This is a genomic window from Mesorhizobium sp. L2C084A000 (assembly GCF_000502875.1).
Lineage (GTDB): Bacteria > Pseudomonadota > Alphaproteobacteria > Rhizobiales > Rhizobiaceae > Mesorhizobium.
In genome coordinates, this window is sequence record NZ_AYWX01000001.1 from 15,157 (window position 1) to 38,484 (window position 23,328).

Sequence of the window (23,328 nt, forward strand, 5' to 3'; positions counted from 1 at the left end):
GGTTTCCGGACCGATGCGATGGCCAACCAGCACCGCCGCGCATTGAGTTGCGCGGCGGCCCGGCTAAGGATCAGTCCTTACTGATGAAGCGGGACGGATGGATATCCATCACATTGTCGTCGAAGCCATGCAGCTTCGAGGAAACGATGTCGTGGAAGCTGTAGTAGAGAAGCGGAATGTTACCGACGTCATCGACAAGGATGCGCTCGGCCTCAGCGAGGTCCTTCATGCGCTCTTCCGGCTTACCGCCGGCAGCCGCCGCCTTGTCCATGGCCGCTTCATATGCCGGGCTGACATAGCTCGAATAGTTGTTACCGCTGGCCTTGCGGGTGATGCCGAGGAAGGTCTCCGGATCCTTGTAGTCGGCGATCCAGGCGGCACGCGCCACGTCGTAGTCGCCCTTCTGCTCGAGGAAGGAGTAGTGGGTCTTGGTGTCGGTGTTGACGAGCGAGACGTCGACGCCGAGCGGCTTCAACTGTTCCTGGATGGCGACGGCCGTGTTCTTGTGGTTTTCCGACGTGTTGTAGCGGATCTCCATCTTCAAGGGATGCTCGGGCGTATAGCCGAGTTTCTCGAGGGTCTTCTTGGCAGCGTCCTCGCGGTCGATCTGCGACATGTCGGCGTATTTGGCCGTTGCCGGCGAGTAGCCCGCGATGCCCGGAGGCACCATCGAATAGCCAGGCAGCATCGAGTTCTGCCAGACCTTCTCGGCGAGGAAGTCGCGGTCGATCGCCATCGAGATGGCGTTGCGCAGTTCGACATTGTCCCACGGCGCCTTGTCGGTCTTGATCGCATAATAATAGGTGCCGAGATAAGGTCCGACGCGGACCTGGTCGCCGAACTTGGTCTTGAGGTCAGCGAGCTGTTCGGTCGGCAGGTCGCCGTAGCTGTCGAGTTCGCCGGCCTCGAAGCGCTTCATCGCCGATGAGCGGTCTTCGGTCGGGATATAGTTGACGACGTCCATCTTGACGGTCGCGGCGTCCCAGAATTTCGGATTCTTGACCAGCTTCATGTGGTCGTTGGGAATCCACTCGGCCAGCGTATAGGCGCCGTTCGAAACGAGATTACCCGCCTTGATCCAGTCGGCGCCGAGCTTGTCGATCGAAGCCTTGTTGACCGGATAGGTGGCCTGATGGGTCAGCATCTCCAGGAAGTAAGGCGTCGGCGCCTTCAGCGTGACTTCGAGGGTATTTGCATCAATCGCTTTGACACCCATATCCTCCGGCTTGCCCTTCTTGGTGTTGACGTCCTCCGCACCCTTCACCGGGTACAGCATCGAGGCGTATTCGGCAGCGGTGGCCGGGTCTTCCAGCCGACGAAACGAATAGACGAAGTCGTCCGCCGTCACCGGGCTGCCATCCGACCAGAGGCCATCCTTGCGCAGCTTGAAGGTGTAGACAGTGCCGTCGTCGGACACTGTCCAGCTTTCGGCCGCGCCCGGAATGAGGTTCGTCTTCTGGTCATGCATGACCAGGCCCTGGAACAGGTCGCGTATGATATCGGCTTCGTAGACTGTCGAGGTCTTGTGCGGATCGACCGTCTCCGCTTCGGCGGCGCTGCCTCTGTTATAGACGGTCTCGGCGAAAGCCGGCGTGTAGAACGTGCCGGCGGCCAGCGCCATGGTCGTGGCGAGCACCGTCGCCTTCAGCATGTTTTTCAGCATGAAGTTCTCCCTGTCGGCGCTGCCGTTGGCGCGCCTATTAAGTGTTGACGCCCTGGAGCCGATATCTGACCCCTTTGAGCGCGCCGCTGGTTCCCGTCCTGCGGCTCGTGCCCAGACACTAACGCGGAGAATTTGTATTTCAACAGACTCTCTGGGTCACCCAAAGTAAGGCGGACGAAAGCTATGGCGTGGCCGCTGAAACACCAGCCGAAACCAGAAGCTTGACTTGGTTTCTTCACCTCGACGCCATTTTTCACCGCGAATCGGAGCCACGCCAGTTTGCCGGAATGTCTTAATGCGTTCTTAAGCAACCACAGGTTACATTACGATTGCCTTCTATACAGTTCGATCTCAGACGCGTGGCGGCTATGAGCAACGGAGCAAGTAAATTGCCCAAAGTCTTTCATTTGGTGCGAAAATTTCAAGAAGAACGTGGAACTTCAGCGGTTGAATTTGCCTTACTCTCGCCGATCTTCATTCTTCTTCTACTCGGAATGGTTGCATACGGTATATATTTCGGCGCCGCCAACTCGATCCAGCAGATCGCAGCGGATGCGGCCCGCACGGCCATTGCCGGGCTGAACCAGACCGAGCGCCAGACGCTCGTGGCCAGCTTCGTCACCAACAATGCCGGCGGATATCCCTTCGTGGATGTCAGCAAGTTGACCTACCAGGCCAACGACAGCGCGGCCGATGGAAGCCAGTTCGTGGTGGCCATCCAGTACGATGCCCGCAACCTGCCGATCTGGAACCTTTTCCCGGGCATAGCCATGCCCGGGACCACCATCAAGCGCCAGTCAACGATTAGGGTCGGGGGCATTTAAATGCTGCTGCATGCGTGCAATGGGATCGGTCGGCTTGCCCGGTTGATGCTGGGTGACAGGAAAGCGAACTTCACCGTCATGGCGGCATTGAGCGCGCCGGTGGCGCTGGCGCTGGCCGCGGTGGCCATCGACGAAGCCTCGATCTACACCGAGCGCCGCGAAGCACAGGCAATGGTGGATCTGGCGGCGATCACCGCCGCCTCGAACATGACCAAAGTCAACACCGCGGTTGTCACCACGCTGACCGACAACGGCATGCCAGGGGTTGTCGTTCAAAGCTCGGGACAGACGATCGAGCCGGCGGCCGGCAAAACCGTCGTGACGGTCACACCCGGGCGATATGTGGCATCCGGCGCCAATGTGGGCCAGCGTTTCCAGGCCAGCGTAACACCCTACAATGCCGTCCGTGTCACCCTGAAGAAGATCCCGGCCCGCTATTTCGCGAGTTCGCTGATCCCCACTCCCGTCATCGGCACCCAAGCCATCGCCAGCATGACGCCGCAGGCGACGTTCTCGGTCGGATCGAGGCTCGCCAGCCTCGATGGCGGTATCCTCAACGCGCTTCTCGGCGGACTTCTCGGCAGCAACATCTCGCTCAGCGTCATGGACTACAACGCGCTGCTCTCTGCGGATGTGAGCGTGCTCTCCTTCGTCGACGGCCTTGCCACACAGTTGAACCTGACCGGCGTATCGTATACGGATGTGCTGGCATCGAAGGCGACCGTCGGCCAAATCGCCACGGCCATGGCCAATGTGCCGGGGCTTGGCAACACGGCCAAGGTCGCCCTGCAGACGATCGCTTCCAAGTCGACCAGCACGGTCAAGATCCCGCTCAGTCATCTGGTCGATCTCGGCTCCGTCGGCAAGTTGGGCCTCGGCCAAAAGCCGGCCGGCCTTGGCGTCGATGCCAGTGCGATGGGCATGCTGACCGCCGCCGCCGGACTGGCAAACGGTTCGAAGCAGGTCGACGTCGCGCTCGGCGCCGCCATTCCGGGGGTGCTGTCGACCACGCTCGCCATCGCTATCGGCGAACCGCCGCAATCCTCGCCATGGCTGGCGGTTGGCGAGGTCGGCGCCATTGTGCGGACGGCGCAGACCCGCATCAAGCTAATAGTGAAGATCGGGGGCGGCAACAAAAATGTCGGAGGCGGTATCACCTTGGTATCGGTCAGTTTGCCCCTGCATGTCGAAGTCGCCTATGCCGAGGCCAAGCTCATGGACATAAGTTGTCCAACAGGCCCTGACAGTATCAAGGTCACCGTTGCTACACGTCCCGGTATCGTCGAAGGACATCTCGGTGACAGCAGCAGCGCCGGCTTTGCCGATTTCACCAATAAGGAGACGTTTTCCAACACCGAAATCGCGGCCGTGAAACTTCTGCTCATCCCCGTGGTGTCCGTAGTGGGCTCGGCGGCGTTTAACATGGCCAATAACCCCGCGACGACGCTGACTTTCAACAAGGCCGACATCGATGCCAAGACGATAAGGACCGCTTACACGCAAAACTTTACCCAATCGTTGACTACGTCGCTGGTCAGCGGCCTGTCGCTGACGGCGAATTTACTCGGCCTGCCGCTGAATCTGGACGCCCTTCTGGGATTTGTGAAGCCGCCGGTGGTGGCACTTCTGAACAGCGTGGCAGCCCCGATCGATACCTTGCTTGCCAACCTGCTTGGAGCCCTTGGCGTGCGTCTCGGCGAGGCGGATGTCCGGGTCACCGGTGCGACTTGTGGACGCTCCGTGCTGGTGCAGTAGAGCAGTCGAGGCATCAGTCGAGCCTACCGAGGAAGCATCCAAGTCCCGGCAGCAAAAGCTCGACCTCCCTGGTTAGCGAGGCATCGCCGTCAAGTTCCGTAACCACTCCGATGTCCCCCGGCAACGGCCAATTGGCCGATCCCCCGCCGAAATTGAAGACACAGAGCAGTCTTTCGCCGCCGCCCTCGCGAATGAAAGCAAGCAGGTCACCCTCGGCGTCGAGAAATCGGATCGAGCCTGACACCAGCGCCTCATGCTTCCCGCGCAAGGCCAGCGTGGTCCGATAGGACTTCAGCACCGAGGCCGTGTCGGCATTCTGGACGTCGACCGCGCGGGCGCGATGGCTGGCCGGTATCGGCAGCCACGGCCTGGCCGTGGAGAAGCCCGCATTGTCGGCGCCGGCCTCCCAGACCATTGGCGTGCGACACCCATCCCTGCCCTTGACGCCTGGCCAGAAGCGGATGCCGACGGGATCGCGCAGATCCTCATAGGCCAGCTCCGCCTCCTCCAGGCCCAACTCCTCGCCCTCATAGAGGCAGATCGAGCCGCGCAGGCAGGCGAGCAGCATGATCGAGAATCTTGCGACCGCATCGGGATCGCTGTCCGGCCTTGTCCAGCGGCTGACATGGCGCACCACATCATGGTTGGAGAACGCCCAACAGACCCAGCCGTCGGAGACGGCCGCCTCGAAGGCTGCGACGCAGCCACGCACATGCGCGGCCGAGAACTGCGGACCGAGCAGGTCGAAGGTGTAACACATATGCAGCTTGTCGCCGCCTGAGGTGTAGGCGGCGAGCGTCTGCAACGAGCGGCCTTCATCGCCGATTTCGCCGACCGCGGCGCGGTCGTCATATTCATCGAGCAGCGCCCTGAAGCGGCGCAGGAACGCCAGGTTTTCGGGCTGCGTCTTGTCGAACAGATGCTCCTGGTAGAGGTAGGTGTTGGTCTCGCCGTTGGTGCCGGCGACGCTCGACGCCAGGGGCGGATTGCTGCGCAGCCAGCGGTCGTGGACATAGTAATTGACCGTATCGAGCCGGAAGCCATCGACGCCGCGCTCCAGCCAGAACCGCACCGTGTCGAGAAGCGCGTCCTGGACCTCCGGATTGTGGAAATTCAGGTCGGGCTGCGAGGCAAGGAAATTGTGCATGTAATACTGCCGGCGGGTCGAATCCCATTCCCAGGCCGGGCCACCGAACACGGAGAGCCAGTTGTTGGGCGCCCCGCCATCGGGCTTGGTATCGGCCCAGACATACCAGTCCGACTTGGGGTTATCGCGGCTGGCGCGGCTTTCGGCAAACCAGTCGTGCTTGTCGGACGAATGCGACAGCACCTGGTCGATGACGATCTTCAGGCCGAGGCGATGCGCCTCGGCGACCAGCGCATCGAAGTCCTCGAGCGTGCCGAACATCGGATCGACATCGCAGTAATCCGACACGTCGTAGCCCATATCGGCCATCGGCGACTTGAAGAAAGGCGACAGCCAGACTGCGTCGACACCAAGCGAAGCGACATGAGCGAGCCTCGACGTAATGCCGGCGAGATCGCCGCTGCCGTTGCCGGTCGTGTCCTGGAAGGAGCGCGGATAGATCTGGTAGATGACGCAACCGCGCCACCATCCGGTCTTGTCACCTGCCGCCATTGCGCTTCTCCCCTTTGCCGGCTTGCGCTCGTTCGATCATGAAGATCACCGCCCGTCCCGATATCGGTCGCGAGCTGTCCGCTGGCTCGGCGGTTTCGAGGGCTGGCACCCAGCAAAATCCTTCACGCTCAGGCAAGGTGAACATGCAGGCCCGACGATCGCCGTTGACGAGCACCGCAAGACGGCGCTCGTCGTCGCTGGCGCCACCCAGGATCATGACAAGACGGTGCTGCTGCGGATCTTGCCAGCCTTGTCCATCGAGCGGCGTGCCCGTTTCGGTCAGCCATGCGACGTCCGGCGTCCCCGAACCTGCCTGCGGCTGGCCAGTTAGGAAGCTTGTATCGAAGAGCGCCGGCATCGACCGGCGCAGCCTCGAGAGTTCCACCGTGTAGCGCTCCAGCGCCTGGTCACGGCCGGCCCAGACGAGCCAGGTGATCTCGTTGTCCTGCGCATAGGCGTTGTTGTTGCCTTGCTGGGTGCGGCCGAATTCGTCGCCCGCGGTCAGCATGATGGTGCCGCGTGAGGCAAACAGCGTGGCGAGCAGCGCGCGCTGATCGTTCAGGCGAGCAGTTGGTACGGCCGGATCGTCCGCATCCCCTTCGACGCCGTTGTTCCAGGACAGGTTTTCATTGTGGCCGTCGCGGTTCTGCTCGCCATTGGCTTCGTTGTGCTTGCGCTCGTAGCGCACGATATCGGCGAGCGTCATGCCGTCATGGGCGGCGATGAAATTGACGGTCCGACTGGCGTTTTGCCTGTTCGTTGCGAACACATCGGACGAACCGGCAAGCCGGGTCGCCAGCGCACCGACCATGCCGGCGTCGCCGCGCCAGAAGCGTCTGACATCGTCGCGATACTTGTCGTTCCATTCGAGGAAGGGCGGCGGGAAATTACCGAGCTGATAGCCGTCGGAACCGATGTCCCACGGCTCGGCGATCAACACCCGATCGGCCAGCAGCGGGTCGTCGCGCATCGCTCTCAGCAACGACGCCTCGGCATCGAATGTTCCTTCGACCCTGCCCAAAATGGGCGCCAGGTCGAAGCGGAAGCCGTCGACGCCGGCATCCCTGACGAAATGGCGAAGCGTGTCGAGGACCATCTCCTGGACGACAGGATGGTCGCAAGCGACCGTGTTGCCGGTGCCGGTATCGTTGGCCAGCCCGCCGTCTGATGAGTGCCGGTAGTAGGCCTGGTTGTCCAGACCGCGCAGCGACAACGTCGGGCCAAGCCAGTCGCTCTCGCCGGTGTGGTTGAAGACGAGGTCGAGGATGACGCCGATGCCAGCCTCGCGCAGCACGGCGACCGTGTTTCGCAACTCCATGATGCCGCCCGGCGCCAAACGCGGATCGAGGGCCATGAAAGTCACGGGATTGTAGCCCCAGGCATTGCGCAGCCCGAGCGGCGGCAAATGTCGCTCATCGATCGACGCGGTCACCGGCATCAGTTCGACCGCGCCAACCCCGAGTTTTTTCAGATGCTCGATAACCGCCGGGTGAGCAAGTGCGGCGACTGTTCCGCGCAATTTTTCGGGAATGTCCGGATGCAGCATGGTGAAGGCGCGCACCGGCACTTCGTAAATAAGGCCGCCCGGCTGGAATAGCGGCGGGGCAGCCTGCACCGGCTTCGGCAGCGCAGCGGCAATCGCCTTCGGCATCAGCGGTGCGGTATCGGCGCCCTCGCCCCGGCGCTGGGCCAGCCGCCAGTCATAGACATAGGACCTGTCGATCTCGACGGCGTAAGGATCGGTCAGGAGCTTGGCAGGGTCGAACCACAGCCCGCGCTCCGGCGCGTAGTCGCCATCGGCGCGAAAGCCGTAGCGGATGCCCTGGCCAAGGCCCGCAACGAACAGCGCATGGACGCCCTCACCTTCCGGCTGCAGTTCGAGCCGTTCGATTTCCCGATTGCCCTGCTCGTCGAAGATCGAGAGCCAGAGCCGACGGGCGGCCTGCGACCAAGCGGCAAAGCGGATGCCTTCGCGGGTGACGGTGGCGCCGAGCTGGGTCACTGGAAAATACCGCCAAGGTTAGCGCGAGGCACCCCCCTCTGCCCTGCCGGGCATCTCCCCCTCAAGGGGGGAGATCGGACCGTCGCATCGCTTTCGCCAACGGCCAACGCAGCATGAGGAACGAGGCGCTGAAACTGCCGATCTCCCCCCTTGAGGGGGAGATGGCCGGCAGGCCAGAGGGGGGTGCAGCGCCATACGCCCGTCATTATCTAACCTGGCGCTCTGCGAGAGCTATGGGCGCGTGCAGCGCCACCCTCAAGTAATCACACTTGGCTCGGCGCGGCCGGTATGGCTGTGAATCCCGGCAATATCATCGGCCGCGGCTATCACATCGGCAAGGGCGGCCTGGGTGTCGAGGTCGTGCCTCGACTTGTCCGACTCGTAGCGCTCGATATAGACGCGCAGCGTGGCACCTGACGTGCCGGTGCCGGACAGCCGAAAGACCACCCGCGAACCGCCTTCGAACAGCACCCTGATGCCCTGATGCTCGCTGATCGAACCGTCGACGGGATCGTGGTAGGCAAAGTCGTCGGCGCTGGCGATTGTCATGCCGCGCACGCTGGCACCCGGCAGCGCGCCGAGCTTGGCGCGCAGTTCGTCGACCAATGCGTTGGCGCGGTCGCTCTCAACCTCTTCATAATCGTGCCGCGAATAGTAGTTGCGACCGTAGGTCGCCCAGTGCTCGGCGACGATCTGCTTGCAGCTTTCGCCCCGCGCGGCAAGGATGTTGAGCCACAAAAGCACCGCCCAAAGGCCGTCCTTTTCGCGGACGTGGTTGGAACCGGTGCCGGCACTTTCCTCGCCGCAGATCGTCGCCATGTCGGCGTCGAGCAGATTGCCGAAGAACTTCCAGCCTGTCGGCGTCTCATAGAGGGCGATGCCGAGTTTTTCGGCGACGCGGTCGGCAGCGCCACTGGTCGGCATCGAGCGGGCGATGCCCTTCAGCCCGCCCTTGTAGCCGGGCGCCAGGCGGGCGTTGGCGGCAAGCATGGCAACCGAGTCCGACGGGGTGACGAAAATGCCCTTGCCGATGATCAGATTGCGGTCACCGTCGCCATCCGAGGCAGCGCCGAAATCCGGCGCGTCTGGTCCCATCATCTCGTCATAGAGGTGCTTGGCATGGACGAGGTTCGGGTCCGGGTGATGGCCGCCGAAATCCGGCAGCGGCTTGAAATTGCGGCAGGTGCCGTTGGGCGCGCCGAGCCGGTTTTCCAGGATCTCCTTGGCGTAGGGGCCGGTCACCGCGTGCATGGCGTCGAAGCGCATGCGGAAGCCGGATTTGAACAGTTTGCGCAGGGCATCGAAATCGAACAGGCTTTCCATCAGTTCGGCATAGTCGGCGACCGGGTCGATGACCTCGACCGTCATGCCGGCGGCCTTGACCGTGCCTGTTGTGTCGATGTCGATCGGATCGATGTCGGCGATCTTGAAGCTCGAAATCGCCCTGGTCTTTTCGAAGATCACGTCGGTCAGCTTTTCCGGCGCCGGGCCGCCATTGCCGGCATTGTACTTGATGCCGAAATCCTCATGCGGACCGCCCGGATTGTGGCTGGCCGACAGGATGATGCCGCCAAAGGTCTTGTATTTGCGGATGACATGCGAGGCGGCCGGCGTCGACAGGATACCGCCCTGCCCGACCATCACCTTGCCGAAGCCGTTGGCGGCTGCCATGGCGATGGCCTTCTGGATGACCTCGCGGTTGTAGAAGCGGCCATCGCCGCCGATCACCAGGGTCTTGCCCTTGAAACCGTCGAGCGCGTCGAAGATCGACTGGATGAAATTCTCGGCATAGTGCTCCTGCTGAAAGACAGGCACCTTCTTGCGCAGGCCCGACGTGCCGGGCTTCTGTTCGGAATAAGGCTTGGTGGGGACGGTGCGTATCATGCTTCAGGCAACCCTTTTCGAAAGCAGAGAGCGATAGAGTTCGACATATTTTTCCGCGCTCTTGTCCCATGACACATCGGCCTTCATGCCCTGGCGCTGCAACGATTCCCAGACCGCCGGACTGGCATGTGCGTCGACGAGGCGGCGGATGGCGTGCAGCAAGGCACCGCCATTGTTGGGCGCGAACTGGAAGCCGGTGGCGACGCCGGCCGAAACGGCAGCCTCATTGGCGTCGATTACCGTGTCGGCAAGGCCGCCGGTGCGGGCAACCACGGGTACGCAGCCATAGCGCAGGCCGTAAAGCTGCGTCAGCCCGCACGGTTCGAAGCGCGAGGGAATGACGATGGCGTCGCAGCCGCCTTGCATGATGTGCGACAGCCCCTCGTCGTAGCCGACGACGACCCCAATGCGGCCGCGATGCCGGGCGGCGGCGGCGAGCAGCGCGCCTTCGAGGCCGGCATCGCCCGAGCCGAGGATGGCCAGGCGCGCGCCGGTCGCAACAATGCCGTCGACCGCTGTCGCCAAGGTATCCATGCCCTTTTGCCAGGTCAGGCGGCTGACGACGCAGACGATCGGGCTGTCGTCGCGCTCAAGGCTGAAGCGGTCTTCCACGGCAACCCTGTTGGGCGCGCGCGCCTTCAGCGTGCTAGCCGTATAGGTGGACACCAGGTGCTTGTCGGTTTCCGGATCCCAGATGTCGGTGTCGATGCCGTTGACTATGCCATAGAGATCGCTGGAGCGCATGTTGATGAGGCCGTCGAGGCCCATGCCGAATTCCGCCGAGCGGATCTCCTGCGCGTAGGTCGGACTGACCGTGGTGATCGCCCAGGCGGCCTGCAGGCCGGCCTTGAGGAAGCCGACACCGCCATAATATTCGACGCCGTCGAGCGCCATCGCCGCTGCCGGCAGGCCGAGTTCGCCAAAGATGGCGGCGCCGAACTGGCCCTGGAAAGCGAGGTTGTGGACAGTCATCATCGATGGCACGCCGACCGCCTTGCCGTAGCGCATATAGGCCAGCGTCATCGCCGACTGCCAGTCATGGGCGTGGACGATGTCGGGCTGGTAGCCCGAGATGGCGCCACCGGCAATGTCGCCGCCGACCTGGCTCAACGCCGCGAAACGCCGCCAATTGTCTGGCCAGTCCACGCCGGTGGCGTTGCCGTAGGGACCGCCGGGACGGTCGAACAGATGCGGCGCATCGAGCACGAACAGTTCGAGCCCGGCAAGCTGGACGGAATGGACGGCAGCCTTGCCACCCTGCAGCAAGGGATATTGCAGAACCGCCCGCTTCTTCTTGAAGGCAGCCATGACGGTCGGAAAACCGGGAATGAGCGTGCGCATGGTCACGCCCTTGGCGGCAAGCGCGATGGGCAGCGCGCCGGTCACGTCGGCAAGCCCTCCGGTCTTGATCAGCGGAAAGATCTCGGGCGTGACCGACAGAACCTGCATGCGTTAGAGCCCCAGCTTGTCGATCATGTCCTGGGTGACCAGGCAGATGCCTTTCTCCGAGACCCGAAAGCGCTTGGCGTCGAGGACGGGATCTTCGCCGACCACCAGGCCTTCCGGTATCCTAACACCATGGTCGATGACCACGCGCTTCAACTTTGCGTTCCGGCCGACATGAACGTCGGGCAGCATGACGACTTCTTCCAGCGTCGAAAAGGAATTGATGCGCGCGCCGGTGAAGATCAGGCTTCTTTTGAGCGACGCACCGGAGACGATGCAGTCGCCCGAGACAAGCGAGGACACGGCCGAACCGCGGCGGCCATCCTCGTCATGCACGAACTTTGCCGGCGGCTTCAATTCGGCATAGGTCCAGATCGGCCAGTCGCGGTCGTAGAGGTCGAGTTCAGGCGTGATGTCGGTCAGGTCGATATTGGCTTCCCAATAGGCGTCGACCGTTCCGACGTCGCGCCAGTAGGCCTCGTTCTCGGCGGTCGAGCGGACGCAGGATTTGGCGAAGCGATGCGCGATCGCCTTACCGTGCTGGACGATATAGGGGATGATGTCCTTGCCGAAGTCGCGACTTGAGCCCGGCTCGGCCGCATCGCGGCGCAATTGCTCCATCAGGAATTTGGTCTTGAACACGTAGATGCCCATCGAAGCCAGCGCGAATTCCGGCTTATCGGGAATGCCGGGCGGATCGGCGGGTTTTTCGACAAAGGCGATGATGTTGTCCTTGGCATCGACATGCATGACGCCGAAGCCGGTGGCTTCCATGCGCGGCACTTCGAGGCAGCCGACGGTGACATCGGCATTGGCGTCGACGTGCTGGCGAAGCATCATCTCGTAGTCCATCTTGTAGATGTGGTCGCCGGCCAAGATCACCATGTATTCGGGCCCGTAGGCCTCGATGATGTCGATGTTCTGATAAACGGCGTCGGCGGTGCCTTCATACCACTGCGTTTCCGAGACGCGCTGGCTGGCCGGCAGGATGTCGAAACTCTCGTTTCGCTCGGGCCGCAGGAAGTTCCAGCCGCGCTGCAGATGACGGATCAGCGAATGCGCCTTGTACTGGGTGGCAACGCCAAGGCGGCGAATGCCGGAATTCAGAGCATTGGAGAGCGCGAAGTCGATAATGCGCGTCTTGCCGCCGAAATATACGGCCGGCTTGGCACGCCGGTCGGTCAGTTCCCTGAGGCGGCTCCCACGGCCGCCGGCCAATACATAGGCCATGGCATCGCGCGCCAGCGGCTGGGTCCGTTTCAAGTCTGCCATTTCTACCCTCCCAAGTTACTCGATATCGCCGTTTTACTCAGTCTCGACGGGCTCAGTCGGCAACGAGCTCGAGCATGATCGTCGACAGCGGCGGCAAAAGCATCGTCGCGGAGATGCTTCCTCCCTCCGCCCGTGCCTCGACCATGCCGCCATTGCCCTTGCCGGACCCGCCATATTCGGAAGCGTCGGTGTTGATGATTTCGCGCCATTTGCCTGATATCGGCAACGGCACGCGATAATTGTCACGCGGCACCGGCGTGAAATTGGAAATGACGGCCACCGGGCTGCCGCCCGGTGCACTGCGCAGCCAGGCAAAAACCGAATTCTGGCTGTCATCGACGATCAGCCAGGAAAACCCTTCCGGCTCACAATCACGGCCATGCAGGGCCGGGCGCGAACGGTAGAGATAGTTGAGATCGCGCACCGTCTGCCAGACGCCGCGATGCGGCCGGAATTCAAGCAGGTTCCAGTCGAGCGCGCGCGCCTCGCTCCATTCGCGGCGCTGCGCGAACTCCTGCCCCATGAAAAGCAGCTTCTTGCCGGGATAGCCCCACATGAAAGCGTAGTAGGCGCGCAGCGTCGCAAACTTCTGCCAATCGTCGCCGGCCATCTTGCCAAGCAACGTGCCTTTGCCGTGCACGACCTCGTCATGCGAGAGCGGCAGCACGAAATTCTCGGAGAAGGCGTAAGTCAGGCCGAAGGTGAGGTCGTTGTGGTGGTGCTTTCGGAAGATCGGTTCCTTGGAGAAATACTCCAGCGTGTCGTGCATGAAGCCCATATTCCACTTGAAGCCGAAGCCCAGCCCGCCTTCATGCACCGGTGCCGAGACCTTCGGCCAAGAGGTCGATTCCTCGGCGATGGTCATCACGCCCGGATGGTGGCCGTAGACCTCCTTGTTCATCTTCTGCAGGAAGCTGACCGCCTCAAGGTTCTCGCGGCCGCCTTTCTCGTTGGGGATCCATTCGCCGGCCTTGCGCGAATAGTCGAGGTATAGCATCGAGGCGACCGCATCGACGCGAAGTCCGTCGACATGGTATTTCTCGGCCCAGAACAACGCATTGTTGACTAGGAACGACACCACCTCGCGGCGGCCGAAATTGTAGATCGCGGTGTTCCAGTCGGGATGAAACCCCTTGCGCGGATCGGCATGTTCATAGAGCGCGGTGCCATCGAAATTGGCCAGGCCGTGCTCATCGACCGGGAAATGCGCCGGCACCCAGTCGAGAATAACGCCGACGCCGGCACGGTGGGCGCCGTCGACGAAGCGGGCAAAGCCGTCCGGATCGCCAAAGCGGGCCGATGGCGCGTAGAGCCCGGTCGTCTGGTAGCCCCAGGACGGGTCATAGGGATGTTCAGAGATCGGCATGAATTCGATATGGGTGAAGCCGGTCTCGACCACATAGGGGATGAGCCGGTCGGCCAGTTCGTCCCATGACAGGAACGTACCGTCGTCGCGAAGCTGCCAGGAACCGGCATGGACCTCATAGATCGAAATGGCTTCGCGCCGGTGATCGGCATTGCGCCAGAAATTGCGATGCGCCTCATCGCCCCACTCATGCGCCGGCGGCACAGCAACGACCGAAGCGGTGGCCGGACGCAGTTCGGATTTGAAGGCGAACGGATCGGCCTTCAGCGGCAGCCTGACGCCGTCGGGGCCGATGATCTCGTATTTGTAGGGCCGGCCAGCACCGATATCGGGAATGAACACCTCCCAGATGCCGGTGTCGCGGCGGTCGCGCATCGAGTGCCGGCGGCCGTCCCATTCGTTGAAATCGCCGACCACAGAGACACGCCGCGCATTGGGAGCCCAGACGGCGAAATGCACGCCGGTGGCGCCTTCGTGCTCGATGACATGAGCGCCGAGCTTGTCGAACAGCCTGAGATGCGATCCCTCGGCGATGTAGTAGTCGTCCATCGGCCCGAGCACCGGACCGAACGAATAGGGATCGGTCAGCCACCAGTCGCCGCCGGCATTGCGCGCGTGATAGCGAAGCGGTTGCCGCTTCTTGATCGAGAGCTTGCCTTCGAAAAAGCCGCCATCGTCGCGCCTGGACAATTCACCCGCGATGGTGCCGGTCAGCGTATAAGCGGTGACGAATTCGGCATTCGGAACAAAGCAGCGGGCCACAAAACCCTTCCCAGCCTCCTGAACACCGAGAACGGCAAACGGATCGCCATGCGTACCGGCAACAATCGCCGCAACATCGCTGGCTGCCGCCAGTCCGTCCGGCCCGCTTGTCGCAGCGGTCGCGCGCGGCTTCTTCATCAGGCAGTGTCCCTCCCCAGGCACCGAGTGTTTGTTTCTAGTGGTGTGATCCGACTTTTAAGTTCACACCACCGGGACCACATTGTTTGCGGCCTCATGCAATCACATCAGGCAGGCACGTTCCAGATTTCTTTCGCATATTGGCGGATCGTGCGATCGGAGGAGAACCAGCCGACACGCGCCACATTGCGGATTGCCCTGGCGTACCAGTCGGGACTGTTGCGCCAGACCGCATCGACCTCGCGCTGGGCGGTGGCATAGGCATCGAAATCGGCGGCGACCATGAACCAGTCGCTGTTGTAGAGACCGTTGACGAGGTCGCGGTAACGCTCCGGATCATCCGGCGAGAAGACGCCTGACGAAACAGCCGCGACCGCTTGCGCCAGCTCGGGCGATCCTTCGATGACGGCGCGCGGATCGTAGCCGTTGTTGCGCCGCTCGGCGACCTCGGCGGTGGTCAGGCCGAAGATGAAGATGTTGTCGTCACCGACGCATTCCTTGATCTCGACATTGGCACCGTCGAGCGTGCCGATGGTCAGCGCGCCGTTCAGCGCGAACTTCATGTTGCCGGTGCCCGACGCTTCCATGCCGGCGGTCGAGATCTGCTCGGAAAGGTCGGCAGCCGGCATCATGATCTCGGCAAGGCTGACATTGTAGTTCGGCACGAACACGACCTTCAGCAAACCGCGCACGGCCGGGTCGCGGTTGATGACCTTGGCGACGTCGTTGGCGAGTTTGATGATCAGCTTGGCGTTGTGATAGCTGGGCGCCGCCTTGCCGCCGAAGAATTTCACGCGCGGCATCCAGTCGCGCTCGGGGTGCGAGCGGATCTGGTCATAGAGGGCGATCGCCTCGAGGATGTTCAGAAGCTGGCGCTTGTATTCGTGGATGCGTTTGATCTGGATGTCGAAAAGCGCCGAAGGATCGACCTTGATGCCGAGCCGGTCGGCGACGAGGTTGGCCAATCGCGCCTTGTTGGCGCGCTTGACGGCGGCGAACTTGTCGCGAAAGACGGCATCGCCGGCGAAACCGTCGAGATCCTTGATGGCGTCGATGTCATCGAGAAAACGGTCGCCGATCGCCTCGCGGGCGAGCGACGTCAGTCCGGGATTGCATTGGATCAGCCAGCGCCGCGGCGTGATGCCGTTGGTCTTGTTGTTGATGCGATCGGGATAGAGCTTGTGCAGATCGGCAAACACCGTCTCCTTCATCAGGTCGGTGTGAAGCGCCGAAACGCCGTTGATCGAGTGCGAGCCGACAAAGGCCAGATTGCCCATGCGCACCCGGCGGTCGCCATTTTCCTGGATCAGCGAGATGCGGCCGATCTGCTCGTCCGAGAACTGGTTGGAGGCACGAGCCTCCAGAAGCACTTCAGCGTTGATGGCATAGACGATCTGCATGTGGCGCGGCAAAAGCCGCTCGAACAGCGGCACCGGCCAGCTTTCCAGTGCCTCGGGCAACAGCGTGTGGTTGGTGTAGCCGAAGGTGCGCTTGGTGATATCCCAGGCCTGATCGAAATCCATGCCGTGGACGTCCATCAACAGGCGCATCAACTCCGGCACGGCGATGGCGGGATGGGTGTCGTTCAAGTGGATCGCAGCCTTGTCGGGCAGCGACTTCAGGTCGCCATATTGGCTCAGATGGCGCTGGACGATGTCCTGCAGCGAGGCGGTGGAGAAGAAGTACTCTTGCCTGAGCCGCAATTCCTGCCCGGCCTTGTGGGAGTCGGCGGGATAGAGCACGCGCGACAAGGCATCTGCCTTGTTGCTTTCGGCAAGCGCGCCGATGTGATCGCCGGCGTTGAACTTGTCCAGCAGGATCGGATCGATCGGCATGCCCGACCACAGCCGTAGCGTGTTGACGCGGTTTGCCCGCCAGCCGACGACAGGCGTGTCGTAGGCGACGGCCAGCACATGCTCGGTCGGCTTCCAGACATGGCGTTCGAGGCGCCCATCCTTGGAGGTGATCGATTCCACCGAACCGCCGAAACCAACCTCGAAGGAGCGTTCGCGACGTTCGAACTCCCACGGGTTACCGTGATCAAGCCAGGTCTCTGGCAGTTCGACCTGCCAGCCGTCGTGAATCTCCTGCCGGAACATGCCGTTGGCATAGCGGATGCCGTAGCCATGCGCGGGAATGTCGACGGTCGCCATGCTTTCCATGAAGCAGGCGGCGAGCCGGCCGAGGCCGCCATTGCCGAGCGCCGCATCCGGTTCGAGCCCGGCGATAAGGTCGAGGTCGACGCCAAGGGATTTCAGCGCTTCGCGCATATTGTCCATCAGGCCGAGATTGGAGAAGGCATCACGCATCAGCCGGCCGATGAGGAATTCGAGCGACAGGTAATAGACGCGCTTTTCCTGCTGGGCGTAGGCCTCCTGCGTCGCCTGCATCCAGTGATCGACGATGCGGTCTCGCACGACCTTGATCGAGGCCGTCAGCCAATCATGTTGCGTGGCGACGTTGGTGCCCTTGCCTACCCGGTATTTGAGGGCCTTCAAGACTTCGTCGGCGAGCGTCTTGGGATCGGGGGTTTCGAGAACGGGAGCTTTGGATGTCATCGCGTTTGCCATGTCGCCTTCTCGTGCATTTGCCATGATCATACCGGCTTTCACCATTCCTCCCAGTCCATGCTAGCTGATCTCGGCATATCTTCAATCGATTTAAACTGCCGCGAGGCCGGCTGACCCTGCGGCAATTTGGGCCATCGGAGCCTCAAGCCGCCAACGCTGCCTCGGGCGGAACCTTTGCTCCGGTCATGAAGGCCACGGCATCGGACATCGTATATTGCTTGGGATCGATGACGCAGAGACGACGGCCCAGCCGGTGGATGTGAATGCGGTCGGCCACTTCGAAGACATGCGGCATGTTGTGCGAGATCAGCACGATCGGCAGGCCCCGTTTCTTGACGTCGAGGATCAACTCGAGCACGCGGCGGCTTTCCTTGACGCCAAGCGCGGCCGTCGGCTCATCCATGATCACCACACGACTGCCAAAGGCGGCCGCACGCGCCACGGCAACGCCCTGCCTTTGGCCGCCCGAGAGCGTCTCCACAGCCTGGCTGATGTTCTGGATGGTCATCAGGCCAAGTTCGGTAAGCTTGTCGCGAGCGCGCTTTTCCATTGCCGGACGGTCGAGCATGCGAAGCCAGTCGCCCAGAAAACCCGGTTTGCGGATTTCGCGACCAAGGAACATGTTGTCGGCGATCGAGAGCGCCGGCGACAGCGCCAGATTCTGATAGACGGTCTCGATGCCGGCTTCGCGGGCCTCCATCGGCGATTTGAAGGCGACGGGCTTGCCTTCAAGCCGGATCTCGCCTTCGTCGGGTACGGCCGCGCCGGAAATCGCCTTGATGAGCGACGACTTGCCGGCTCCATTGTCGCCGATGACGGCAAGGATTTCGCCGGGGTAGAGGTCGAAGTCGGCGTTGTCGAGGGCCGTGACGCGGCCATAGCGCTTGACCAGGCCACGCGCGGTGAGGATGGGTTCCTGGGTCGTGGTCATGCCGAAACCTTTCTGATCCATTGATCGACCGCCACGGCGCCGATGATCAGCACACCGGTGAGCAGCACCTTCCATTGCGGATCGGCGCCCAGCATGTTGAGGCCCATGGAGACGACGCCGACGATCATCGCGCCGAACAGCGTGCCCAGGATCGAGCCGCGTCCGCCGAACAGGGAAATACCGCCGATCACCGTCGCGGTGATCGCCTGCAGGTTGTAGTCGGTGACGGCGGCGGACGGCGAGATCGAGCCGTTGCGGCCGATGGAGACCCAGGCAGCGAAAGCGGCGATCAGCCCGGCAAGGGTGTAGACCGTCATCAGCACCTTCTTGGTCTGGATGCCCGACAGCTTCGCCGCCTCCTGATCGTCGCCAACGGCATAGACATGGCGGCCCCATGCCGTGTGATTGAGCACGTACCACAGGACCATAACGAGCACGACCGTGGCAATGACACCAAGCGTCAGCACCGCCGTGCCGACCTTGAAACTGATGGCAAAGAGATGCAGCAGCGGCGCTTGGGTGTCGACGTCGGTGTCGCGGATCGTCTCGTTGGCCGAATAGATGAAGTTCGTGGCCATGACGATGTTCCAGGTGCCAAGCGTCACGATGAAGGGCGGCAGTTTCATGTAGGCGACAAGCACCCCGTTGAGCAGCCCGCAGGCCGCGCCGGCGGCAAGCCCGATCGCCACGGCGAGCGCGCTCGGCATGCCGTAGCTGACCGCGCAATTGCCCATGATCACCGCTGAAATCACCATGATCACGCCGATCGACAGGTCGATGCCGGCGGTCAGGATGACCAATGTCTGTGCGGCACCCAGAATGCCGATGATGGCGATCTGCTGCAGGATAAGCGTCAGCGTATAGGACGAAAAGAACCGCCCTCCGATGGTGATGCCGAAGACGATGATCGCCAGAACCAGCACGATCAGCGGCACCGCGGCCGGCGTCGAATGCAGGAAATGCTGGATGCGCTTGACGGCCGATTTGTGCTCGTCAAAAGCAGCAACGCTGGTGTCGCTGCTCGAGAGAACCTTCTCGAATTCCTGAGCTTGAGCCATGTTTACTCCCCGTAGGCTTCAGCCAAACGCCGACGCCAGTCCACGCCTTTCCGGTCTGCTGCCGGGATTGTTCGCGGTCACGCGAGCCATCGTCCACCCGAAGCGGCCGGGGATCAAGCCCCGACCGCTCAGGTTCCGTAGATGCCTTGTCAGACCGGCATCAGCCCCAGCACTTGGCGAGGCCTTCCTTGGTGTCGATGGACTTCACGCCGGTGGCCGGCTTGTCGGTCACGAGGTTGACGCCGGTGTCGAAGAAGTTCTTGCCTTCGGTCGGCTTCGGCTTGGTTCCGTCCTTGGCAAAAGCGGCGATCGCCTCGATGCCGAGCGCTGCCATCTGCAGCGGATATTGCTGCGAAGTGGCGCCGATGACACCTTCGGCCACCGACTTCACGCCGGGGCAGCCGCCGTCGACGGAGACGATCAGCACCTGGCTTTCGAGGCCGACAGCCTTGAGCGCCTGGTAGGCGCCGACAGCAGCAGGCTCGTTGATGGTGTGGATGACGTTGATGGTGTTGTCCTTCTGCAGGAGGTTCTCCATCGCCTTGCGGCCGCCCTCTTCATTGCCGTTGGTGACGTCGTGGCCGACGATGCGCGCATCGTCCTCATCGCCGATCTTGTTGGGATCCTTCACGTCGATGCCGTAGCCCATCATGAAGCCCTGGTCGCGAAGCACGTCGACGGTCGGCTGCGAAGGCGTCAGGTCGAGGAAGCCGATCTTGGCGTCCTTGGCCTTGTCGCCGAGCGTGGCGGCTGCCCAGGCACCGATCAGCTTGCCGGCTTCGAGATTGTCCGTCGCAAAGGTCGCGTCGGCGGCGTCGATCGGATCGAGCGGCGTGTCGAGCGCGATCACCAGCAGGCCCGCATCGCGCGCCTTCTTCACGGTAGGCACGATGCCCTTGGTGTCGGATGCAGTGATCAGGATACCCTTGGCGCCGTCGGCGATGCAACTCTCGATCGCCGCGACCTGGCTCTCGCTGTCGCCGTCGATCTTGCCGGCATAGGTCTTGAGGTCGACGCCGAGTTCCTTGGCCTTCGCGGTGGCGCCTTCCTTCATCTTGACGAAGAAGGGATTGGTGTCGGTCTTGGTGATCAGGCAGGCACCGACACCGGCCGCGGATGCGGACGATGCGAACGCCATCAGCCCCAGAGCCGCGGCGGCAAACACGGTCGATTTCAACAGTTTTGTATTGGTCACGATTTCCTCCCAGTGGAACCATTCCGGATGCCGGCCAACCGGCACCTGCAGCGCGTCCAACGAAATTCTCCCAGCGTGGACGCTGCTTCAACAGACACCAGCACAAAGCCCCTGTCAATAATTAAATCACTCTTATTTATTATTGACAGCCTTGCTTCGTTGACCCATTCTGGCCCAAAAGCATTGAGGGGAACGACGGGAGGAACAGGGTGGAAACGGCCATTGCGAGGCACGGTTCGCCCGAGGTGAATGACAGTCTCATTCACCGCGGCACCAACCAGAGCGGCATGCGCGACCACAACGAGCGGTTGGTGCTGTCGCTGGTGCGCCAGCATGGCAGCCTGGCAAAATCCGACATCGCCCGCATGACCGGCCTTTCGGCGCAGACGGTTTCGGTCATCATGCGCGAGTTGGAGGAAGAAAGCCTCCTGCTGCGCCAGGCGCCGTTGCGCGGCAAGATCGGCCAGCCTTCCATCCCGATGGCGCTCAACCCCGAAGGCGCTTTCTTCATCGGCCTGAAGATCGGCCGCCGCAGCGCCGAACTGGTATTGATAGATTTCCTTGGCCATGTCCGTTCGATGCTGCAGCATTCCTATCGCTACCCGGCGCCGCGCGAGACGGTGGACTTCGTCACCAACGGCATGCGGCAGATGCGCGGCGAGCTGACGCCCGCGCAAGACAAGCGCATCGCCGGGCTCGGCATCGCCATGCCGTTCGAATTGTGGAACTGGGCCGATACCGCCGGCGCCCCGCGCGATGTCATGGACGAATGGCGTCACCGCGACATCAGGGCCGACATCCAGGCGCAATGCGATTTTCCGGTCTATTTGCAGAACGATGCCACGTCGGCCTGCGGCGCCGAGCTCGTCTTCGGCCAGGCGGGCGCCGCGCGTGACTTCGTCTATTTCTATATCGGCGCCTTTGCCGGTGGCGGCATCGTGCTGAATGGCCGGCTTTTTGGCGGCCCGACCGGCAATGCCGGAGCGCTCGGCTCCATGCCGGTGCCCGGGCCGGACGGCAAGCCGACCCAACTGATCGATGTCGCTTCCATCGCCATGCTCGAAAAGGCGCTCAATGCGCGCGGCATCGAGGCCTCGCATCTGTGGACCTCGCCGGAAGACTGGGGCGAGATCGGATCCGAACTCGACGACTGGATCGCCAGCGCCTCAACGGCGCTCGCTTACGCCATCGTCGCCGCATCCTCGATCATCGATTTCGAAGCGGCGGTGATCGACGGTTGGATGCCGAAGGCGGTGCGCCGCCGGCTGGTCGACGCCATCATTGCGGCCATCGCCACGATCGACGGCGAAGGCTTGAAGCTGCCCGCCATTCGTGAGGGAACCGTCGGCATTCACGCCCGGGCGCTCGGCGGCGCCAGTCTGCCCCTTTCCGAACGCTTCCTGATCGGCTCGACGACAATTTCCAGGAGCGCCTGATGCTGATCGGAATTCCGGCGCTGCTCGGTCCGGAGCTTCTGGCGATCCTGCGCGGCATGGGCCATGGCGACGAAATCGCCCTTGTCGACGGAAATTATCCGGCGGAACAGCAGGCAACCCGGCTGGTACGCGCCGATGGCCACCCTCTTATCCCGGTACTCGACGCGATACTAAGCGTCTTGCCGGTGGACGACGCCGTGCCGGAGGCGCTGTTTCGCGCCTCGGTCAAGGGCGATCCTTCGCTTGCCGATCCCGTCCATCATGAGATCGAGGCGATCTGCGCCAAACGCGCGCCTGGCCGCAAGGTGGTTGCGCTGGCCGGCGCCGACTTCTATGCACGGGTCAAATCGGCGCATGCCATCGTCGCGACCAGCGAGCCGCGGCTCTACGCCAACATCATCATCCGCAAGGGCGTGATCCATCCGCCGGAGACCAGGAAGCCATGATCCTCTGCTGCGGCGAAGCCCTGATCGACATGCTGCCGCGCACGACGACAGCAGGCGAGCCGGCCTTTGCGCCTTATGTCGGCGGCGCCGTGTTCAACACGGCGATCGCGCTTGGCCGGCTCGGCGCGCCGGCAGGCTTCTTTTCGGGCCTATCGTCGGATCTGTTCGGCGGCCAATTCCGGGATGCGCTGGGGGCAAGCAAGGTCAGCTCCACCTATGCGCACACCTCACCACGGCCAACGACGCTGGCCTTCGTCAAGCTCACCAACGGCCAGGCGACCTACACTTTCTATGACGAGAACACCGCCGGCCGCATGCTGACCGTCGACGACCTGCCGCAGCTTGGCAGCGAGATCGAAGCCATGCTGTTCGGTGCCATCAGCCTGATTTCGGAGCCCGCCGGCAGTGCCTATGAGGAATTCATGAGGCGCGAGCATGAAAGTCGAGTCATGATGCTCGATCCCAACATCCGGCCGAACTTCATCCCGGACAAGGCCAAGCACCTCAGGCGCATCCGCGCCATGATGGCGATGGCCGACATCGTGAAACTGTCGGACGAAGATCTGAACTGGTTCGGCGAAGCCGGCTCGCACGAGGATGTCATCCGCAACTGGCTGGATCGAGGCCCGAAGCTGATCGTCGTCACCCATGGCAGCGAAGGCGCCGTCGGCTATACCAGGGAACATGCCGTCACCGTCATGCCGGAAAAGGTCGAGGTGGTCGACACGGTCGGTGCCGGCGATACCTTCAACGCCGGCATCCTCGCCTCCTTGCATGAGCAGGGCCTGCTGACCAAGGCGGCGATTTCCGGCTTGTCGAAAGACGCCATCCACAAGGCGCTGGCGCTCGGCGCGAAGGCGGCGGCAGTGACCGTGTCGCGGGCCGGCGCCAATCCACCCTGGCGACATGAAATCGCCTGAGCAACGCTCAACATAAGCTGA

At 62.5% G+C, this 23,328-nt stretch carries 16 protein-coding genes; 5 read left to right on the plus strand and 11 right to left on the minus strand.

All coding sequences use genetic code 11. The features are described from left to right. Positions 1 to 70 precede the first annotated feature (70 nt). Positions 71 to 1,663 (minus strand): peptide ABC transporter substrate-binding protein, encoded by a 1,593-nt coding sequence (locus tag X735_RS165365; RefSeq protein ID WP_023808499.1) that lies wholly within the window; start codon positions 1,661 to 1,663, stop codon positions 71 to 73. A gap of 368 nt (positions 1,664 to 2,031) precedes the next feature. Between X735_RS165365 and X735_RS0133385 the strand changes: the two genes are divergently transcribed. Both X735_RS0133385 and X735_RS165360 read left to right on the plus strand, forming a co-directional pair. Beyond that, positions 2,032 to 2,487, plus strand: coding sequence for a TadE/TadG family type IV pilus assembly protein (locus X735_RS0133385; protein WP_196815282.1), 456 nt, complete (start codon positions 2,032 to 2,034; stop codon positions 2,485 to 2,487). Continuing rightward, positions 2,488 to 4,242, plus strand: a complete 1,755-nt coding sequence (locus X735_RS165360) for a TadG family pilus assembly protein (protein WP_023808501.1) — start codon at positions 2,488 to 2,490, stop codon at positions 4,240 to 4,242. It begins immediately after the preceding gene. A 13-nt stretch (positions 4,243 to 4,255) separates the two neighbouring features. Here X735_RS165360 and X735_RS165355 read toward each other — a convergent pair whose 3' ends face one another. The 10 genes from X735_RS165355 to X735_RS165310 form a co-directional block, all read right to left on the minus strand. Next, the gene (locus X735_RS165355) at positions 4,256 to 5,881 is read right to left on the minus strand and encodes an alpha-glucosidase family protein (RefSeq protein ID WP_023808502.1); all 1,626 of its coding nucleotides are present in this window, start codon (positions 5,879 to 5,881) and stop codon (positions 4,256 to 4,258) included. Then, positions 5,868 to 7,883: a glycogen debranching protein GlgX gene (glgX, locus tag X735_RS165350; RefSeq protein WP_023808503.1), complete on the minus strand. Its 2,016-nt coding sequence runs from the start codon at positions 7,881 to 7,883 to the stop codon at positions 5,868 to 5,870. The genes X735_RS165355 and glgX overlap by 14 nt, the downstream gene beginning before the upstream one ends. A gap of 255 nt (positions 7,884 to 8,138) precedes the next feature. Next, the gene (locus X735_RS165345) at positions 8,139 to 9,767 is read right to left on the minus strand and encodes an alpha-D-glucose phosphate-specific phosphoglucomutase (RefSeq protein ID WP_023808504.1); all 1,629 of its coding nucleotides are present in this window, start codon (positions 9,765 to 9,767) and stop codon (positions 8,139 to 8,141) included. Positions 9,768 to 9,770: 3 nt separating this feature from the next. Continuing rightward, positions 9,771 to 11,216, minus strand: a complete 1,446-nt coding sequence (gene glgA / locus X735_RS165340; protein WP_023808505.1) for a glycogen synthase GlgA — start codon at positions 11,214 to 11,216, stop codon at positions 9,771 to 9,773. A 3-nt stretch (positions 11,217 to 11,219) separates the two neighbouring features. After that, a complete protein-coding gene (glgC, locus tag X735_RS165335) occupies positions 11,220 to 12,485 on the minus strand; it encodes a glucose-1-phosphate adenylyltransferase (RefSeq protein ID WP_023808506.1) in 1,266 nt (421 codons plus the stop codon). A 52-nt stretch (positions 12,486 to 12,537) separates the two neighbouring features. After that, entirely contained in the window at positions 12,538 to 14,751 is a 2,214-nt protein-coding gene (gene glgB / locus X735_RS165330) for a 1,4-alpha-glucan branching protein GlgB (protein WP_023808507.1), read from the minus strand. A gap of 107 nt (positions 14,752 to 14,858) precedes the next feature. Then, on the minus strand, positions 14,859 to 17,321 hold the full coding sequence (locus X735_RS165325; RefSeq protein ID WP_023808508.1) for a glycogen/starch/alpha-glucan phosphorylase: 2,463 nt from the start codon (positions 17,319 to 17,321) through the stop codon (positions 14,859 to 14,861). 142 nt (positions 17,322 to 17,463) lie between these two features. Then, positions 17,464 to 18,273: an ATP-binding cassette domain-containing protein gene (locus X735_RS165320; protein ID WP_023808509.1), complete on the minus strand. Its 810-nt coding sequence runs from the start codon at positions 18,271 to 18,273 to the stop codon at positions 17,464 to 17,466. Beyond that, positions 18,249 to 19,310: an ABC transporter permease gene (locus X735_RS165315; RefSeq protein ID WP_023808510.1), complete on the minus strand. Its 1,062-nt coding sequence runs from the start codon at positions 19,308 to 19,310 to the stop codon at positions 18,249 to 18,251. Before X735_RS165315 ends, X735_RS165320 begins: the two co-directional genes overlap by 25 nt. Positions 19,311 to 19,470: 160 nt before the next feature. Beyond that, positions 19,471 to 20,487: a sugar ABC transporter substrate-binding protein gene (locus tag X735_RS165310; protein WP_023808511.1), complete on the minus strand. Its 1,017-nt coding sequence runs from the start codon at positions 20,485 to 20,487 to the stop codon at positions 19,471 to 19,473. A 227-nt stretch (positions 20,488 to 20,714) separates the two neighbouring features. Between X735_RS165310 and X735_RS165305 the strand changes: the two genes are divergently transcribed. From X735_RS165305 to X735_RS165295, 3 genes are read left to right on the plus strand one after another with little or no spacing between them, the layout of a single operon-like run. Next, positions 20,715 to 21,941, plus strand: a complete 1,227-nt coding sequence (locus tag X735_RS165305) for an ROK family protein (protein ID WP_023808512.1) — start codon at positions 20,715 to 20,717, stop codon at positions 21,939 to 21,941. Continuing rightward, positions 21,941 to 22,387 (plus strand): RbsD/FucU domain-containing protein, encoded by a 447-nt coding sequence (locus X735_RS165300; protein ID WP_023808513.1) that lies wholly within the window; start codon positions 21,941 to 21,943, stop codon positions 22,385 to 22,387. The genes X735_RS165305 and X735_RS165300 overlap by 1 nt, the downstream gene beginning before the upstream one ends. Next, positions 22,384 to 23,307 (plus strand): carbohydrate kinase, encoded by a 924-nt coding sequence (locus X735_RS165295; protein WP_023808514.1) that lies wholly within the window; start codon positions 22,384 to 22,386, stop codon positions 23,305 to 23,307. Before X735_RS165300 ends, X735_RS165295 begins: the two co-directional genes overlap by 4 nt. The last annotated feature ends 21 nt before the right edge of the window (positions 23,308 to 23,328 follow it).

Coding starts and splice junctions, on each gene's coding strand:
- X735_RS165365 (WP_023808499.1), bottom strand. CDS start 1,663: ATGCTGAAAAACATGCTGAAGGCGACGGTGCTCGCCACGACCATGGCG.
- X735_RS0133385 (WP_196815282.1), top strand. CDS start 2,032: ATGAGCAACGGAGCAAGTAAATTGCCCAAAGTCTTTCATTTGGTGCGA.
- X735_RS165360 (WP_023808501.1), top strand. CDS start 2,488: ATGCTGCTGCATGCGTGCAATGGGATCGGTCGGCTTGCCCGGTTGATG.
- X735_RS165355 (WP_023808502.1), bottom strand. CDS start 5,881: ATGGCGGCAGGTGACAAGACCGGATGGTGGCGCGGTTGCGTCATCTAC.
- X735_RS165345 (WP_023808504.1), bottom strand. CDS start 9,767: ATGATACGCACCGTCCCCACCAAGCCTTATTCCGAACAGAAGCCCGGC.
- glgA (WP_023808505.1), bottom strand. CDS start 11,216: ATGCAGGTTCTGTCGGTCACGCCCGAGATCTTTCCGCTGATCAAGACC.
- glgC (WP_023808506.1), bottom strand. CDS start 12,485: ATGGCAGACTTGAAACGGACCCAGCCGCTGGCGCGCGATGCCATGGCC.
- glgB (WP_023808507.1), bottom strand. CDS start 14,751: ATGAAGAAGCCGCGCGCGACCGCTGCGACAAGCGGGCCGGACGGACTG.
- X735_RS165325 (WP_023808508.1), bottom strand. CDS start 17,321: ATGGCAAACGCGATGACATCCAAAGCTCCCGTTCTCGAAACCCCCGAT.
- X735_RS165320 (WP_023808509.1), bottom strand. CDS start 18,273: ATGGATCAGAAAGGTTTCGGCATGACCACGACCCAGGAACCCATCCTC.
- X735_RS165315 (WP_023808510.1), bottom strand. CDS start 19,310: ATGGCTCAAGCTCAGGAATTCGAGAAGGTTCTCTCGAGCAGCGACACC.
- X735_RS165300 (WP_023808513.1), top strand. CDS start 21,941: ATGCTGATCGGAATTCCGGCGCTGCTCGGTCCGGAGCTTCTGGCGATC.
- X735_RS165295 (WP_023808514.1), top strand. CDS start 22,384: ATGATCCTCTGCTGCGGCGAAGCCCTGATCGACATGCTGCCGCGCACG.